At 72.9% G+C, this 15,345-nt stretch carries 14 protein-coding genes; 3 read left to right on the forward strand and 11 right to left on the reverse strand.

Annotated elements, in window-relative coordinates:
• Positions 1–18: 18 nt before the first annotated feature.
• The 4 genes from BUE41_RS03460 to BUE41_RS03475 all read right to left on the reverse strand — a co-directional run bounded on the left by BUE41_RS03460 (position 19) and on the right by BUE41_RS03475 (position 4,273).
• The gene (locus BUE41_RS03460; RefSeq protein ID WP_234996932.1) at positions 19–1,437 is read right to left on the reverse strand and encodes an HD domain-containing phosphohydrolase; all 1,419 of its coding nucleotides are present in this window, start codon (positions 1,435–1,437) and stop codon (positions 19–21) included.
• A 177-nt stretch (positions 1,438–1,614) separates the two neighbouring features.
• Positions 1,615–2,433, reverse strand: a complete 819-nt coding sequence (locus tag BUE41_RS03465) for an ABC transporter permease (protein ID WP_200803744.1) — start codon at positions 2,431–2,433, stop codon at positions 1,615–1,617.
• On the reverse strand, positions 2,430–3,452 hold the full coding sequence (locus BUE41_RS03470; protein WP_073455363.1) for an aliphatic sulfonate ABC transporter substrate-binding protein: 1,023 nt from the start codon (positions 3,450–3,452) through the stop codon (positions 2,430–2,432). The genes BUE41_RS03465 and BUE41_RS03470 overlap by 4 nt, the downstream gene beginning before the upstream one ends.
• A 20-nt stretch (positions 3,453–3,472) precedes the next feature.
• Positions 3,473–4,273 carry an ABC transporter ATP-binding protein gene (locus tag BUE41_RS03475; protein ID WP_234996933.1) on the reverse strand — a complete coding sequence of 267 codons (801 nt, stop codon included), beginning with the start codon at positions 4,271–4,273 and terminating at the stop codon, positions 3,473–3,475.
• A 359-nt stretch (positions 4,274–4,632) separates the two neighbouring features.
• On the opposite strand from BUE41_RS03475, the gene BUE41_RS03480 reads away from it, so the two are divergent.
• A complete protein-coding gene (locus tag BUE41_RS03480; protein WP_073455364.1) occupies positions 4,633–4,839 on the forward strand; it encodes a hypothetical protein in 207 nt (68 codons plus the stop codon).
• A 49-nt stretch (positions 4,840–4,888) separates the two neighbouring features.
• Here BUE41_RS03480 and BUE41_RS03485 read toward each other — a convergent pair whose 3' ends face one another.
• Complete coding sequence (locus BUE41_RS03485) at positions 4,889–6,784, reverse strand: primary-amine oxidase (RefSeq protein WP_073455365.1); 1,896 nt, start codon at positions 6,782–6,784, stop codon at positions 4,889–4,891.
• A complete protein-coding gene (locus BUE41_RS03490) occupies positions 6,781–8,229 on the reverse strand; it encodes an APC family permease (RefSeq protein ID WP_073455366.1) in 1,449 nt (482 codons plus the stop codon). The genes BUE41_RS03485 and BUE41_RS03490 overlap by 4 nt, the downstream gene beginning before the upstream one ends.
• A gap of 157 nt (positions 8,230–8,386) precedes the next feature.
• Here BUE41_RS03490 and BUE41_RS03495 point away from each other — a divergent pair, with 157 nt between their 5' ends.
• Positions 8,387–9,811: an APC family permease gene (locus BUE41_RS03495; RefSeq protein ID WP_073455367.1), complete on the forward strand. Its 1,425-nt coding sequence runs from the start codon at positions 8,387–8,389 to the stop codon at positions 9,809–9,811.
• Positions 9,808–10,548, forward strand: coding sequence for an IclR family transcriptional regulator (locus BUE41_RS03500; RefSeq protein WP_073455368.1), 741 nt, complete (start codon positions 9,808–9,810; stop codon positions 10,546–10,548). The genes BUE41_RS03495 and BUE41_RS03500 overlap by 4 nt, the downstream gene beginning before the upstream one ends.
• A gap of 1 nt (position 10,549) precedes the next feature.
• On the opposite strand, the gene BUE41_RS03505 is transcribed toward BUE41_RS03500, so the two are convergent.
• The 5 genes from BUE41_RS03505 to BUE41_RS03525 form a co-directional block, all read right to left on the reverse strand.
• Complete coding sequence (locus BUE41_RS03505; protein ID WP_073455369.1) at positions 10,550–11,971, reverse strand: APC family permease; 1,422 nt, start codon at positions 11,969–11,971, stop codon at positions 10,550–10,552.
• A gap of 243 nt (positions 11,972–12,214) precedes the next feature.
• Positions 12,215–12,850 (reverse strand): hypothetical protein, encoded by a 636-nt coding sequence (locus tag BUE41_RS03510; RefSeq protein WP_073455370.1) that lies wholly within the window; start codon positions 12,848–12,850, stop codon positions 12,215–12,217.
• Positions 12,847–13,503 carry a hypothetical protein gene (locus BUE41_RS03515; RefSeq protein ID WP_073455371.1) on the reverse strand — a complete coding sequence of 219 codons (657 nt, stop codon included), beginning with the start codon at positions 13,501–13,503 and terminating at the stop codon, positions 12,847–12,849. The genes BUE41_RS03510 and BUE41_RS03515 overlap by 4 nt, the downstream gene beginning before the upstream one ends.
• Complete coding sequence (locus BUE41_RS03520; protein ID WP_073455372.1) at positions 13,500–14,255, reverse strand: ABC transporter ATP-binding protein; 756 nt, start codon at positions 14,253–14,255, stop codon at positions 13,500–13,502. The genes BUE41_RS03515 and BUE41_RS03520 overlap by 4 nt, the downstream gene beginning before the upstream one ends.
• Positions 14,248–15,339: a FecCD family ABC transporter permease gene (locus tag BUE41_RS03525; protein WP_200803745.1), complete on the reverse strand. Its 1,092-nt coding sequence runs from the start codon at positions 15,337–15,339 to the stop codon at positions 14,248–14,250. The genes BUE41_RS03520 and BUE41_RS03525 overlap by 8 nt, the downstream gene beginning before the upstream one ends.
• Positions 15,340–15,345 lie beyond the last annotated feature (6 nt).

Consider the following 15,345-nt stretch of genomic DNA (forward strand, 5'->3'; position numbering starts at 1 on the left):
CCGGCCGGAACTCATCGGTCAGGGTGCGGGGGAGCGCACCACCAGCCCGTGCTCCATCGCGAACAGCGCCGCACCGGCCCGGGTGCTCACGCCGATCTTCTGGTAGATCCGCTCGATGTGGTTGCCCACGGTCTTGGGGGAGATGCCCAGCTGCTGGGCGACCTGCCGGCTGGTCGCCGCCTGCGCGACCAGTGACAGCACCTCGATCTCCCGCGGTGTGAGCCCGGCCGGGCTCACCGACGCCCGGTGTGCCCGGTGCCCGGCGCTGACCAGCACGGCCTCGACGGCGTCGGGGGCGAGCCGGCCCGCGGCGGCCTCGGCGCGCAGGTCGAGCGCGGCCTGCGCGGCCGAGCGGGCGGGTCGGTGCGGCCGCGGCCGGGTCAGCGCGTGGTAGCAGTCGGCGGCGGCGAGCACTCGGGCCGTCATCGGGATGGCCGAGCCGCTGATCCCGCGGTGGTAGCCGGAGCCGTCGAGCCGTTCCTGCACCATCGACGCCACCTCCGCGACGTCCACCAGCGCCGGCATCCGCCGCAGCACGCGCGAGGTGTAGTAGGCGTGCAGCTGCATCCGCTCTCGCTCCAGCTCGGTGAGCGGGCCGGGCTTGTCCCAGATCGTGTTGGGGACGCCGGTGCGGCCGAGCCCCTGCAGCAGCCCGGCACGCCGCACCGTCTGCACGTCCGCCTCGGGCAGACCCAGCTTCGTGGCTGCTGCCGCGGCGAGATCGGCGATCTCCCGGGAGCGGCCGGTGAACCACGGCGACTTCAGGTCGACGAAGTCCGCGATCGCCTCCAGCGCCCGGTCCAGCTCGGCGTTGCGCAGCGGGCGCGGCGCCGGGTCGGCCGCGATGAGCTCGGCCCAGCTCGACTCGTCGGGCAGGCCGTCGAGCAGCGGCTCCGCGTGATCGATCAAGGCGTCGACCACGTCCGGGTCCAGCGAGGCACCGCGGCGGCGCAGCAGCTCCGCCACCGCGCCGTCGACGCCGCCGATGCGGTGGTGGACCTCGGCGAGGTCGGCGACGTGCACCACCCGCACGGGGAGCGCGATGTCCTCCCCGGCCAGTCCGGCGGGCTCACCGCGGCCGTCCCAGCGGGCGAACGTCTGCGTGAGGCACTCGCGGACGGCGGGATCGAAGCCGAGCCGCGCGGCCAACTGCCCGGTCACCTGGCAGTGCGCCACCATCGACGTGCGCACCTCGGCGGCCCGGGTGGCCAGCAGCGACCCCACCGAGCGGGCCCGGTGCACCGGTCCGCCGACGGTCGCCGCACGGCGCACGAGGAAGCCCAGCATCTCCGGGCTGCCCAGCTCGACCTCGTAGGTCCCGGCCCGCAGCGCGACGTCGTCGCCGAACCGGGCGGCGAGCTCGTACGAGTCGGCCGTGCAGCCCACCCAGGCCAGCAGGGCCACCCAGAACGTGGTCCGGCGATCGGCCGAAGGCATGCCCAGTCGCTCCGCGAGCCCGCTCGCGATGAGACAGGCACGCGTGAGGTGTTCCATCGGTTGGCCGAGCCCAAGGTCCGCCGAAAGGCTCAGCGTTCCTACCAACTCGGTGAGCGACACTTGCTCGCCGGGCACGTCGGGCAGCGTACTGCCCCCGGATCGGGCTGTGATCGGCCGTCAGGTCCAGCGGCGCAGCAGCCGGCGTTCGGCCAGACCGAGCAGTCCGTCCGTCGCCTTTCCGAGCAGCGCGAGCAGGACGATCGCCAGCAGCAGGATGTCGGTGCGACCGGTGTTCTGGCTGTCGATCAGCAGGAAGCCCAGCCCGATCGACGACGCGATGAGCTCGGCGGCCACCAAGAACAGCCAGCCCTGCGCCAGCCCGAGCCGGATGCCCGACAGCGCCCCCGGCGCGATCGCGGGCAGTTGGACCTGCAGGAACAGTCGCACGCCCGACCGGCCGTAGGCCCGGCCGACCTCGACGAGCCGGTGATCGACGTGCGCGAGCGCGGCCGACACCGTCGTGTAGACGGGGAAGAACGCGCCGATCGCGACGAGGGTGATCTTGGGTGTCTCGCCGATGCCGAGCCAGAGCAGCAGCAGCGGAACCCACGCCAGCGACGGGACCGCGCGCAGCGCCTGGATCGTCGGCGCGAGCAGCGCGCGCAGCGGAGCGGACAGCCCGATCACGCCGCCGAGGACGAGCCCGACGCCGCCGCCGACCGCGAACCCGATCAGCACCCGCTGCACGCTGATCGCGATGTGCCGCCACAGCTCGCCGCGGCCGATCAGCTCCAGCAGCGCCGCCAGCACCGCGCCCGGAGTGGGGAGCTGCGACGGCGAGAACTCACCCGACGTGGCCGCCAGGTGCCAGACGACGACGAGCAGCGCGGGCACGACCAGGCCCAGCGCTGCCCGGGTCACGACGCGCCGGCCCCGCCGCGCGGCCGGCGGGGCGGCCGGGGCGACGGGGCGGACCTGCGGTTCGGCGAGCGTCACGCTCCGCCCGCCCCCTTGGCCTCCTGGGCGAACCGCGGCTCGAACAGCGTCTCGAGCGCGGTGCGCGCCTCCTGCTCCGAGCGCACCAGCCCGTCGGCGACGAGCAGCGGCAGCAGCCGGTTCAGCACCTCGCGCTGCGGCTCGCCGGGCACCGGGTCGATGTCGATCTGGGTACGGGTGAGCAGCTGCTGGCGGGCGATCTCCGGCTTGATCGACGCGGCGTTGGCCAGCGTCGTGACGGCGCCCTCCGGGTTGTCCTTGATCCACTGCCGGGCCCGCTCGTACGCGCGCACGACCGCGGCGGCGATGTCGGGCTTGCTCTGCAGGAAGTCCTCGTTGGCGTTGAGCAGGCCGTAGGAGTTGAAGTCGAGGTTGCGGTAGATCAGCCGCGAACCGGCCTCGAGCTCCGTCTGTGCCATGAACGGGTCCAGGCCCGCCCACGCATCGACGTCACCGCGCTCCAGCGCGAGCTTCCCGTCGGAGTGCTGCAGGTTGATGATCTCGACGTCGTCGCGGGTCAGGCCGGCCACGGCGAGCGTCTGCAGCAGGAAGAAGTACGGGTCGGTGCCCTGCGTGGCGGCGATCTTCTTGCCGCGCAGCTGCTCGGGGGAGGTGATCGGCGAGTCCTTGGTGACGACGATCGCCGACCACTCCGGGCGGCTGTAGATGTCGATCGTGCGGATCGGCGACCCGTTCGCGCGGGCCAGCAGGGCCGGGGTGCCCGCCGTGGAGCCGATGTCGATCGCCTTGGCCCGCAGGTTCTCGTTGGCCTTGTTGCTGCCCTGAGACAGCACCCACTCCACCGAGCCCGGGCCGAGCTCCTGCTCGAGCCAGCCCTGCTCCTTGATCACCAGGCTCTCGGGGTTGTAGTAGGCGTAGTCGAGGCGGACCTTCACGCCGCCGGAGTCCTGGGCGCCGACGGAGCCGTCGGTGTTCTCGCCCTGGGCGCAGCCGGCGAGGCCGGCGAGCGCGAGGACGGCGGTGGCGAGCGCGGCGAGTCTTGCCGAGAACGGACGCACGGGGTTCTCCAGGTTCGGGGTCAGGACGAGTGGTGCGAGGGCACACCGAGGCGTTCGAGCAGCTGGGCGCGCAGCGCCGCGAGGTGCGGATCGGCGCGGTCGCGCGGGCGGGTCTGCGGCACCTCCACGACGTGCGCGATCCCGGCGCCAGCGGCCGGGTCCTCGCCCGTGGCGAGCACGACCACGCGGTCGGCGAGCTGCAGCGCCTCGTCGACGTCGTGGGTGACGAGCAGGATGGTCGCCCCCGAGGTGCGCTGCAGGTCGTCGACGAGGTCCTGCATCCGCAGCCGGGTCAGGGCGTCGAGGGCGGCGAACGGCTCGTCGAGCAGCAGCACGCCGGGCCGGCGCACGAGCGCGCGGGCCAGCGCTGCCCGCTGGGCCATGCCGCCGGAGACCGCGCGTGGGCGGAACCCGGCGAAGTCGGCGAGGCCGACCGCGCTCAGCGCGGCCGTGACCTGTTCCTGCCGCTCGGCCCGCGGGGTGCCGTCGGGCAAGCCGAACGCGACGTTCTCCGCGAGCGTGCGCCAGGGCAGCAGGCGGTGCTCCTGGAACACGACCGCGGCACGCGGCTCGACGCCGTCGACCGGCACGTCGTCGACGAGGATCTGGCCCGAGGTCGGCCGGTCGAGACCGGCGACCAGGCGCAGCAGCGTCGACTTGCCGGAGCCGGAGGCACCGAGCAGCGCGACGACCTCGCCGGGCCCGATGACGAGGTCGACGTCGCCGAGCACGACGCGGCGATCGGCGCCGGTACCGAAGACGCGGCTGACACCGCGCAGCGTGACGGACGCAGGCGGGGCCCACGCCGATGTGGTCTGCACAGCAGAGGGTCCTGTCGGAAGAAGCGGATGACTTCGGGAGGGCTGGGGAAGAGCCTCAGCGACGACAGGCCGCGGTCACGCCGTAGCCGAGGTCCAGCCACACGCGCGCGACGAGGACGTCGCCGACCGACCGGAACTCGTTGTGCACGCGAGCAAGCTACGGGGCGGGCGAGCGCTCGGTAAAGGTGATGTTCGTCCGATGGGGACGGTTCACGGCGGTTATCCGCCGTTCGGTTCAGTCGCACTGCGCTGTTCGGCGTCGAGTCTGCTTCGGTGTGCGCTCGCCGTCGCTCGGTCGCCCCACGGCGAGGTGATCTCGATAATCGTTTTCTGCGAGCGTCCTCGTTCTCGGCGAGCGAGTGCGTGACGAACGCAGCACCCGTGCCGCCTCGGCGACGCTCGCCGGACTGAACGTCCTGGGCCGTAACCGCCGTCCTGGCGGCGCACCGTGCTTCCCCTACGTCGGGGCGGCGCTGGTGTGGATCACCCACCGACCGGCGACCCTGCACCTCGCCGACCGAGTCGTGGTGGTTCAGGAGGGCAGGGTCGCCGAGCGGGTGTCCTAGGGCGAAGTCCTAGGGCGGCGTCCGGGGTGCGCGGTCCTCGCGACGGTCCCTAGTGGCAGTGCTTCGCCTGCGTCGCCGGCACGTCCAGCGCCGGGTTGCGGTCGAAGAAGCCGACCGACTTGAGCGTGAACCCGGTGTACTCGACCGGCATCACCGGCCAGTCCTCCGGCCGCGGGAAGTGCGTGAGGCCGAAGGTGTGCCAGACGACGATGTCCTGCCCGTCGATGTCGCGGTCGGCGGCCACCCACGCCGGCAGGCCCGCGCCGCCCGGGTTCTGGTTGACGAAGTCGCCCGCCGGGTAGCGCTCGGCCGGGTCGTAGCGGGTCACCCACAGCGCGTTCGTCGCGAACGTGGCGCGGCGGTGGATCGACGAGCCCGGGTCGGCCAGCATCGTCGCCCCGCCCTGCGGGTGCAGCACGTACGCGACGGGGCCGCCGAGCCCGTTCTTCTTCTCCGTGTTGACGATGTGCCAGGTCCGGGCCCGGTCCGGCGCGGCCTGCCGTTGCGCCTGCGACTCCCGGGTGAGCCGGGTGCGCGAGCGCGTGAACGCGTTGCCGTACGGGTTGCCCTCGCCCATCGGGATCCGCACGGCCTCGACCTCGTCGACGGCGTTGGCCAGGCCGTCGACCATCATGTCCAGCCGCGCGGAGAACAGGTGCTGGTGGTACGGGGCACCGAGCCCGGGCGCGACCTCGGTCGCGTAGTCGCCCGGGGTGGCCGAGGTGAACAGGATGCCGGTGGCCTTCACCTCGAGCTGGATGGTGCCGTCGAGGTAGAGGTACCAGTAGAAGCCGTAGTCGTAGTTGCCGATCGGGGCGAAGAACGAGATCACCAGCCGGCGCTGGCGGCGCACCTCCCGCGATCCGGTGAACAGGTCGGTGTGCTTCCACAGCACCCCGAAGTCCTCTTCGTGCATGCAGATCGCGTTGGTGATCGTGCGCGGGTTGCCCAGGTCGTCGGCGAGGACGGCGTCGACGTAGTGGATGTCGCCCAGGCAGTCGCAGCCCAGCTGCAGCGAATCGGCGTAGCGGGCGAACATGTACTCGCCGCAGTCGAAGTAGTTCTGCCAGAACCGCACCGGTGACGGATCGGCGTACGGCACCACCATCTCCGCGATGGACGCCCGGTAGCAGATGGGGCGGCCGTCGAACGAGATCTGGTGCAGGGTGAGGCCCTCGCGCTCGTTGAACCCGATCCGCAGGTCCCATCTGCCCCACTTCACGTGCCCGTCCTCGACGGTGAACGAGCGGCCCTCGGGCTGGGTGATCTCGATCGGCTTGAGCGAGTCCAGCGGTGGCCCCTGCACCTCGGGGTCGTCGAAGTTGCCGCTGGTCTCCGGCACGGGCGCGTCCTGGTGGTCGATCACGCGGTCGACCGAGCGGGCGGTGAGGTCGACGTAGGCGACCAGCCCGTCGATCGGGTGCGCCCACGGGTGGTCCTTCTCGTGGTCCTGGCGGAACCCGAACGCGCGCACGATGCGCCTGCCGACCTCGTCGGGGTAGTCGTAGACACCCGCCGACAGCGGCACGGCCCGCACCGTCGACGGCTCGATCCCGCGGCGCTCCAGCGCGGCGAGCCACTGCGGATCGGCGTTCAGGATGCCCTCGATCATCTCGAACTCGGTGTCGATGATCGGCGGCTGGCCGTCGCGCGGCGGATCGAGTTCGCGGCTCGACACGACGCTGCGGTCGGTGGCCGAGACGACGGTGTCCCACGAGCGGCCGGTCGACAGGTCGAGCAGCACGGCGCGGAAGCGGCGGTCGACGGGATCGCCGGGCGAGTGGGCGAGGACCTCGGCCTTCGGCGGCTCCTCGAGCGCGAAGAACGCGACGCGGACGTGCTCGGTGAGCAGACCGGCGTCGACGAGCACGTCGCGCACGGCGGTCACCTCGGCCTCGGTGGTCATGCTCAGCGGATGGACCGTGCGGGCTTCCAGGGTGGTCATGTGCGACTCCTCTCAGCGGCCGGAACGGGCCCGGCGCTCGGTGCGGTTCGGCGCGACCAGACCGCACCGATGACGAACGCCGCCACGAGGACGGCACCGATGGCGGTGGCCAGCGTCGGCGAGCCACCGATGAGTGTGGGGAAGTTGGAGATCGTCAGCCAGAGGCAGACGAGGAGACCCGCTAGCCCGGCGAGCGGCGCGGCGAGCGTGTGCCAGGGGCGGGTGTCGACCCGAGTGCGCCGGAAGAACACGATCACGGCAGCGCAGGTCAGCGCCATGAGCGCGAGCACGCCGAGGGTGGCGGTGCCGGCCATCCAGGCGAACACCTGCGTCACCGGGTCCATCCCGGCCAGCGCGAACACGGCGATGAGGACCAGTGCAGTGCCGGTCTGGGTGAGTGAGGCGATGTGCGGCGAGGTGTGCCGCGGATGGCTGCGCCCGCAGGCCTCGGGCAGCGCCCCGGAGTTGCCGAGCGCGAAGAAGTAGCGCGCCAGCACGTTGTGGAACGACAGGATCGCGGCGAACATGCTGGTCACGAGCAGCACCTCGGCGATGTCGCCGGCCGCGGTGCCGAGCACCTTCGTGATCGTCGTGATCAGCATGGTCCCGGGATCGGCGCTGGCCTGCTCGACGGCGGCGGCGTCGCCCCACGCGGACACGACCGCCCAGCTGGACAGCGTGTAGAAGGCCCCGATGACCAGCAGCGCGGTGTAGGTGGCGCGGGGGACGGTGCGCAGCGGGTCGCGGGCCTCGTCGCGGAACACCGCGGTCGCCTCGAACCCGATGAACGACGCGATCGCGAACATCAGCGCGATCCCCAGCCCGCCCGAGAACACCTCGCCGGGATGCAGGAACGCCGTCGAGAGGCCCTCGACCGATCCGCCGCCGGTGGCCACGACGACCGCGTCCATGACCAGCACGATCGCCACCTCGGCGATCAGCAGCACGCCCAGCACGCGGCCGGACAGCTCGATGTGCCGGTAGCCCAGCGTGCCCACGATCGCGACGACCACGATCGCGCACGGCCACCACGGCAGCGCCGGGCCACCCCAGTGCTGCACCAGCTCGGCGAGCACCGCGCCGATGTAGCCGTACACGGCCAGCTGCACGGTCGTGTACGTGACGAGCGCGAGGAACGCCGCACCCAGCCCGGGCGGGCGGCCGAGCCCGCGCTCGACGTAGGCGTAGAAGGCGCCGGCCTGGGGAACGTGCCGGCTCATCGCGCAGAAGCCCACCGCGAACAGCAGCAGGATCGCGGAGCAGAGCGCGAACGTCGTGGGGAACGCGGGCCCGTTCCCCGCCCCGATGCCCAGCGGCACCGTCCCCGCGACGACGGTGAGCGGCGCCGCGGCCGCCACCACCATGAAGACGATCGATCCGACGCCGAGCGAGCCCGCGAGGCGGCGGCGGTCGGTGTCGGGTTCCGTGCTGTGATGAGTGCCCATGTCCGGTCTCCCACCGGTCGGACGACAGCGACGGCGGTCACACTCACCGGGCAGCGGGGAGGGGTCAAAGGTCGTTCTCGCGCGGCGGGAAACGCCGCGGCGGAATTCTCGTTCGAGACTCGGCTCACTGTGACCTGCTCCGGTTACCGTGCCGCGCATGGCCGCAGACGTCCCGCCGCTGCGTGACCGCTCCCCGGTGGAGGGGCTGCGCCGTCGTGGGTTGGGGCCGCTGGCGGTGTTCGCGCAGTCGGTGTCGGGGGCTGCGCCGTCGGCGGCGATGGCCGCGACGCCGGTGATCGTGGCCGCGTCGGCCGGGGACGCCACGGTCGTGTCGTTCCTGGCGGCGACGCTGCTGATGCTGCTGGTGGCCGCGTGCATCGGGCAGTTCACGCGACGGATGGCCGCCCCGGGTGGGCTCTACACGCTGACCGCGAAGGGGCTGCCGCCGGGCGCGGCGTTCGCCTGCGCGGTCGGCCTCGTCGTCGGCTACGGGCTGCTCGCCGGGGGCGCCCTCGCCGGGGCGGGCCAGTACCTGGCGGAGTTCGCGGCGATGCTCGGCCTGCGGCTGGGCGGGCCCGGCACCGCGGCCGTCGTCGTGGTGGTCGCGGCGGGGGCCGCGGTGCTGGTCCGGCGCGGGGTGCGGCTATCGGCGCGGGTGGTGCTGCTCGTGGAGAGCGCGGCGATCGGGCTGATGGTCGCGGTGTTCGCGCTGCTGCTGGTGAACGGGCCCGCGCCCGGCCCGCCCGCGGACGTGCCGCCGCCGACGGTCGGCGGGATCGCGGCCGGGGTGGTGCCGGCGATCGCGGCGTTCATCGGGTTCGAGGTGGCCACAGTGCTGGGCGCGGAGGCGCGCCGGCCGTTCCGCAGCGTGCCGCGGGCGGTGGGGGCGACGGCGGCGCTGGCCGGGGTGCTGTACCTGTTCGCAGCCCAGACCCAGGTGTTCGGCTTCGCCACCACCCCGGGCGGGCTGGCCGCCCAGCAGGATCCGGTGCTGACACTGGCCGTGGCGCGGGGGTGGGTGTGGGTACCGCTCGTGCTGGACGTCGCGTTGGTCGCGTCGTTCCTCGCCTGCGCGCTGGCCTCGCTGACCGCCCTCTCCCGGGTGCTGTTCTCCCTGGCGAAGGACGGGGTCGCGCCGGCGGCGCTGGGCCGCGCGCATCCGCGCCACCACACCCCGCACGTCGCGCTGGTCGCGATCGTGCCGGTGGTCGTCGTGCTGGCCGGGGCGGTCGCGGCCGGGGTGCCGATCGGGCACCTGCTCGTCGTGCTGATCACGATGGCGACCTGCGGGTTCCTCGTCTCCTACGTGCTGGTGTGCGCGGCGGCCCCGTTGTTCCTGCGCCGCATCGGCGAGCTGACCGCGGGCGCGGTCGGCGCCGCCGCGGTGACCGCGCCGGTGCTGCTCGTCGCGCTGGTGGCGTTCGTCGTGGTCTCGCCGCTGCCGTCGGCGCTGCTGGGGGCCTTGGCGGTGCTCGGACTGGCCTGGTACGGGTGGGTGCGCTGGGCCCGGCCGGCCGAGCTGGCCGGGATCGGCGTCTACGACGAGACCCTGTCGACCGACGTCCTGGGAGGGCCGCGGTGACCGCACCGCTGTCCGGCCGCCAACCCAAGGCGGTGCGCAGCGCGCTGGCCGTGCTGGAGGAGGTCGTCGCCGCTGGTCCCGGGGTGACCGCGAAGGAGATCTCCGCCGCGCTGCGCCTGCCGCCGGCCACCACGTACCGCCTGCTCAACCTGCTCGTCGCCGACGAGTACTTGGTGCGGCTGCCGGACCTGAAGGGGTTCGCCCTCGGCCGCCGCGCTGCCCGGCTCGCGCTCCCCGCAGCGCCCGCCGTCCCGACGGCGGCCCGCGCCGTCGTCGAGCACCTCCGCGCCCAGGTGCGCTGGGGCGTGCACCTGGCGTCGTTCACCACAGGCCAGGTCGTCATGATCGATCCAGACCCCGATCACCCGCCGACCGCGGCCCCTGTGCTGGCACGGTTCCCGCAGGCCAGTGCGCTCGGTCGGTTGCTCCTGGCCGAGCAGCCGGACTGGCGGGCGCTGGTGCGGGAGCTGCGGGCGCTCACCCCGCACACCGTCAGCACTCGGGCCGAGGTCGAGGCCGCGCTGCGCGAGGTCGAGAGCGCGGGCTGGGCCCGCCAGCTCGGCGAGCTGCACGCCGACCGCGGCTGCCTCGCCGTGCCGATCCGGGCGCCGGGCGACGGGCGGCTGGTCGCGGGGCTGGCGCTGGCCGGGCCCGTGGCCCGGGTGGCGGAGCCGAACGGCGCGCTGCTGGACCTCATGCGGGAGCACGCCGAACGGCTCGCGCCGCTCTTGGCCTGACTCAGCTCGAGGTGCGGCGCGACCAGATCGCGCCGGCGACGAACGCGGCCACGAGGACCGCGCCGATACCGATGGCGAGTGCGGGCGAGCCGCCGATGAGGACGGCGAAGTTGGTGACCGTCAGCCACAGGCAGAACAGCAGCCCGGCCAGCCCGGCGAGCGGCGCGGCGAGCGTGTGCCACGGGCGGGTGTCGACCCGGGTGCGGCGGAAGAACACGATGACCGCTGCGCAGGTCAGCGCCATGAGCGCGAGCACGCCGAGGGTGGCGGTGCCGGCCATCCACGCGTACACCTGGGTCACCGGGTTCAGCCGGGACAGCGCGAACCCCACGACCAGGACGATCGACGTGGTGGTCTGGGTGATCGAGGCGATGTGCGGCGAGCCGTGCCGCGGGTGGCTGCGGCCCAGCGGTTCGGGCAGCGCGCCGGAGTTGCCGAGCGCGAAGAAGTAGCGCGCGAGCACGTTGTGGAACGCCAGGATCGCGGCGAAGATGCTGGTCACCAACAGGGCGTCGGCGATGTCGGCGGCCGCCGTGCCGAGCACCCTCCTGATCGTGGTGAGCAGCATGTTCTCCGGATCGGCCGTCGCCTGGCGGACGGCCTCGCCGTCACCCCACGCGGACACGACAGCCCAGCTGGAGACCGTGTAGAACACCCCGACGAGGATCAGCGCGGCGTAGGTGGCCCGGGGCACGGTCCGATCCGGGTCACGGGCCTCGGAGCGGAACACCGCGGTCGCCTCGAACCCGATGAACGACGCGATCGCGAACATGATCCCGATGCCCAGGTCGCCCGCCACGATCTGCGCGGGGTGCAGCCACGCGGTCGACAGCCCCTCGTCGGGTGCGCCGGCGGCCGTCCCGCCACCGGTCAGCACCACGACCGTGTCCATGACCAGCACGATCGCCACCTCGCAGCAGAGCAGCACGCTCAGCACCCGCCCGGACAGGTCGATGTGCCGGTAGCCCAGGAACGCGACGACGGCGATGGTGGCGAACGCGCACAGCCACCACGGCAGCGCCGGCCCGCCCAGCCGCACGATCGTCTCGCCGATCACATCGCCGATGAAGCCGTACAGGGCCACTTGCACGGCCGTGTAGGTGGCGAGTGCGAGGAAGGCCGTGCCCAGCCCGGGCGCCCGGCCGAGCCCGCGCTCGACGTAGGAGTAGAAGGCGCCGGCCTCGCGCACGTGCCGGCTCATCGCGCAGAACCCCACTGCGAACAGCAGCAGGATCGCGCTGCACAGCGCGTAGGTGATCGGGAACGCCGGCCCGTTGCCGAGGCTGATGCCCAGCGGCACCGTACCGGCGATGACGGTCAGCGGCGCCGCGGCCGCCACCACCATGAAGACGATCGAGCCGACGCCGAGCGAGCCCGAGAGCGTGCGACGGCCGGTGGATTCGGTGCTGCCGGTGTGGCCCATGGCCGGTCTCTCCCGCGGGTCGAGCGAGGTGCGCGACCGGGAGTTCGCGGTGCGGGTGAGCGGTGTTATCGCGGCGCGGGTCGGCCGCGGGAACCGAGGTGCCCGCACGCGGGCGCCGTTCTGTGCGTGCCGGCTCGACGACGATCGTCCGCAGTGACTGGGTACCGCGCTGCAGCACCTCGCACCTCGGGGCCGGCCGGGCGACGAGCTCCTCACCCGCCGCCCGGGCCGGGTTCGGTCAGCTCAGCCCGACAGCGCGCGGGCGCGGTGCTCCACCCACCGCACGGTGGAGTAGAGCAGCTGGCTCGCGCCCGGCATGAACGCCGCACCGTGGTGGTAGCACGGGTCCATCGTGGTCACGAACAGCTCGCCGGCGGTGGAGACCGTGTCGTAGTAGGTGGTGGCCCCGACCATGGTGCCGTCCTCCTCGACGCCGACGAGCGTCGTGGCGCCCTCGGGTGGGGTCAGGACGCCGTGGTGGTGCCAGATCATCGCCCGCTCGGAGAAGTAGTCCCAGATCGGCTCGTCGGTGCGCTGCAGGCGCATGTGGTTGTCCTCGCCGGTGCGCCACCACCAGAAGTTCGTCGGCCGTGGTTCCCAGCCGACGCCGGGCAGCCACTGCTCGGCCGCGTTCTGCCCGAACACCGCGAGCACACCGCCGCGCTCGGCGACCCCGTAGATCGTCTTGCCGTGCTGGGCGAGCAGCTTCGGGTGCTCGCGGTCGGCGACGATCACCGCGTCGACGTCGCTGAGATCGTCCGGGGTGAGGTCGTAGAGGTAGATCGGGCGGAGCCGGTACGGCTGCAGCGCCGGCTCGTTCAGCGTCGTCAGGTGTGATCCTGAGCCGCCGTGGATGAACGCGATCTCCGGGGTGCTCATGCCGTTCCCTCCAGCCAGCCGAGGATGTTCTCGCCGAGCCGGGCCGTGGTGCGGTGCGGATCGACGAAGGTGATCAGGTCGACGCCGCCGTGCACGACGACCTCACCCGATCCGAGCGGGTAGGTGTAGTCGATCGGTGCCTGCAGGGGGCCGACGCCGTTGATCGCGCGGCCGCTCTCGGGCAGGGGCAGGTGGTAGCCGCGGCCGTAGAACCCGGCCACGCCGATGCGCTCCAGCTCCTCGAACGAGTGCGGCCCCGGCACGCCCGTGCGGTACAGCACGTCGCGCAGGTCGATGCCCTCCCAGATCGGGTGCGGGCTCAAGCTGGTGATCTCCAGGTCGCGCGGGCCCTTGTAGGACAGCCGGCGCCAGGGGACCAGCCCGGTCAGGAACGGCTCGGCGACGTGCCCGTTGACCAGCAACCGGCCGCCGGACCGGACGAAGTCCTCCAGCAGGTCCCGGTGGCGGCCGAGGAACACCTGGTCGCACGACGATGCGAGGTTGATCCCGGAGATCGAGCCGAGGTCGAGCTCCGGCAGGTCGTAGAGGTCGTGCTCGACGAGGCCGGCGGGGGGACTCGGCATTCCGATGGAGTTGGGCGAGCCCGGGTCGAGCAGCAGCGACACGGCGCGGGTGCGGGTCGGGGCGCTCATCGCGCACCCGCCCCGACGCCGAAGTCCGGCACGACGATCCGCTCCTCGCGGCCGCCGACCGGCACGTCGATCGTGCTGATCGGCAGCCCGTACAGCTCGGTCAGCGTGTCGCCGGTCAGCAGTTCGGTGGTGGCGCCGATCCGGACGTCGTCCGCGTCGACGATGAGCATCGTCCGGTCGGCGATCCGCAGCGCGTGATCGGGATGGTGGGTGGTCATGACGACCGTCATTCCTTCCTCTGCGAGTGAGGACAGCACGGCGAGCACGCGGCCCTGGTTGCGCAGGTCCAGCGCGGACGCGGGCTCGTCGAGCACGAGGGTCTGGCACCCGGAGGCCAGTGCCCGGGCGATGAGCACCATCTGGCGCTCGCCCCCGGAGAGCCGGGTGAAGGGCCGGTCTGCGAGGTGGTCGAGCCCGACCCGGGCGAGGGCCTCGGCCGCGATCCGCCGGTCCTCGCGGGACGGGGTCGAGAACACGCCGATGTGGCGGGCCCGGCCCATCAGCACCATCTCCCGGACCGGGTAGGCGACGGGGGCGCTGTGGCTCTGCGGGACGTAGCCGACGGCGCCCCCGTGCCGGACCCGTCCGCTGGTCGGGGTCATCAAGCCGGCCAGACACTTGATCATGGTGGTCTTCCCGCGGGCGTTCGGCCCGAGGACCGCGAGCACCTCGCCGGGCTCGAGGGCCAACGTCACCTCGCGGAAGATCCACCGGTCGCCGTAGCGGTGGGAGATCGCCGTCGCCTCAATCACCGAGCCACACCTGCTTACGGAACCGGGTGAGCAGAACGATGAAGAACGGGGCGCCGATGATCGCGGTCAGGATGCCCAGGGGCAGCTCGCTCGATGTGAGCGACCGCGACAGCGTGTCGATCAGCAGCAGGTATCCGCCACCGACGAGCAGCGACGCCGGCAGCAGCACACGGTGGTCGCTGCCGACGATCAGCCGGCAGATGTGCGGCACGACCAGGCCGACCCAGCCGACCACCCCGGAGACCGCGACCGCCCCCGCGGTGATCAGCGAGACCGCCACGAGCAGGACGTTGCGGGTCGCCTTCGGCGGGACCCCGAGCGCTGCGGCGTCCTCCTCGCCGAGCGAGAGGATGTTGAGTCGCCAGCGCAGGGCCAGCGAGATCGCGACGCCGGCCAGGATCGGCACCGCGGCGACGAGCACCTTGCCGTAGGAGGCCGTGGCGAGCGACCCGAGCAGCCAGAACGTCACGCTGGGCAGCGTCCGGTAGGGGTCGGCGAGGTAGGACAGCAGCGAGACGAGCGCGCTGAACAGCGCGCTCACGACCACCCCGCCGAGCACCACCATCAGCAGCGGCGCCGACGACGATCCGATCCGCGCGATCGCCAGCACGAGCACCAGCGCGAGCAGACCGGACAGGAACGCGCCGCTCACCAGCGCGAGGCTGCCGAGGCCGAGCACCAGCGCGAGCACCCCGCCGAACGACGCCCCGGCTGAGACCCCGATGACCTGCGGGCTGACCAGCGGGTTGCGGAACACGCCCTGCAGGACCGCGCCGCCGAGGGCGAGCCCGCCGCCGACCAGCAGCGCGAGCAGCACCCGCGGCATGCGCACGTCGAGGACGGTGGCCGCCTCCTGCGGGTACCAGGTCTGCTCGATCGGCAGGACCTGCCCGATGAGCATCCGCGCGACCTCGACGGGCGGCACCGCGTAGCGGCCGGTGGCCAGCGCGACGATCGTGATCACGACGACGACCGCTGCGATCACGACGAGGGCGAGCCAGTCGCGCAGCCGCTGCCGGCGGCCGCCGGCCTCCTCCGTGCGGGGCGGCTCGGCGGCCGCGGCAGTGCGCGCCTCGGTGGACACGGACGT

Source organism: Pseudonocardia thermophila (genome assembly GCF_900142365.1).
Classification (GTDB): Bacteria; Actinomycetota; Actinomycetes; order Mycobacteriales; family Pseudonocardiaceae; genus Pseudonocardia; species Pseudonocardia thermophila.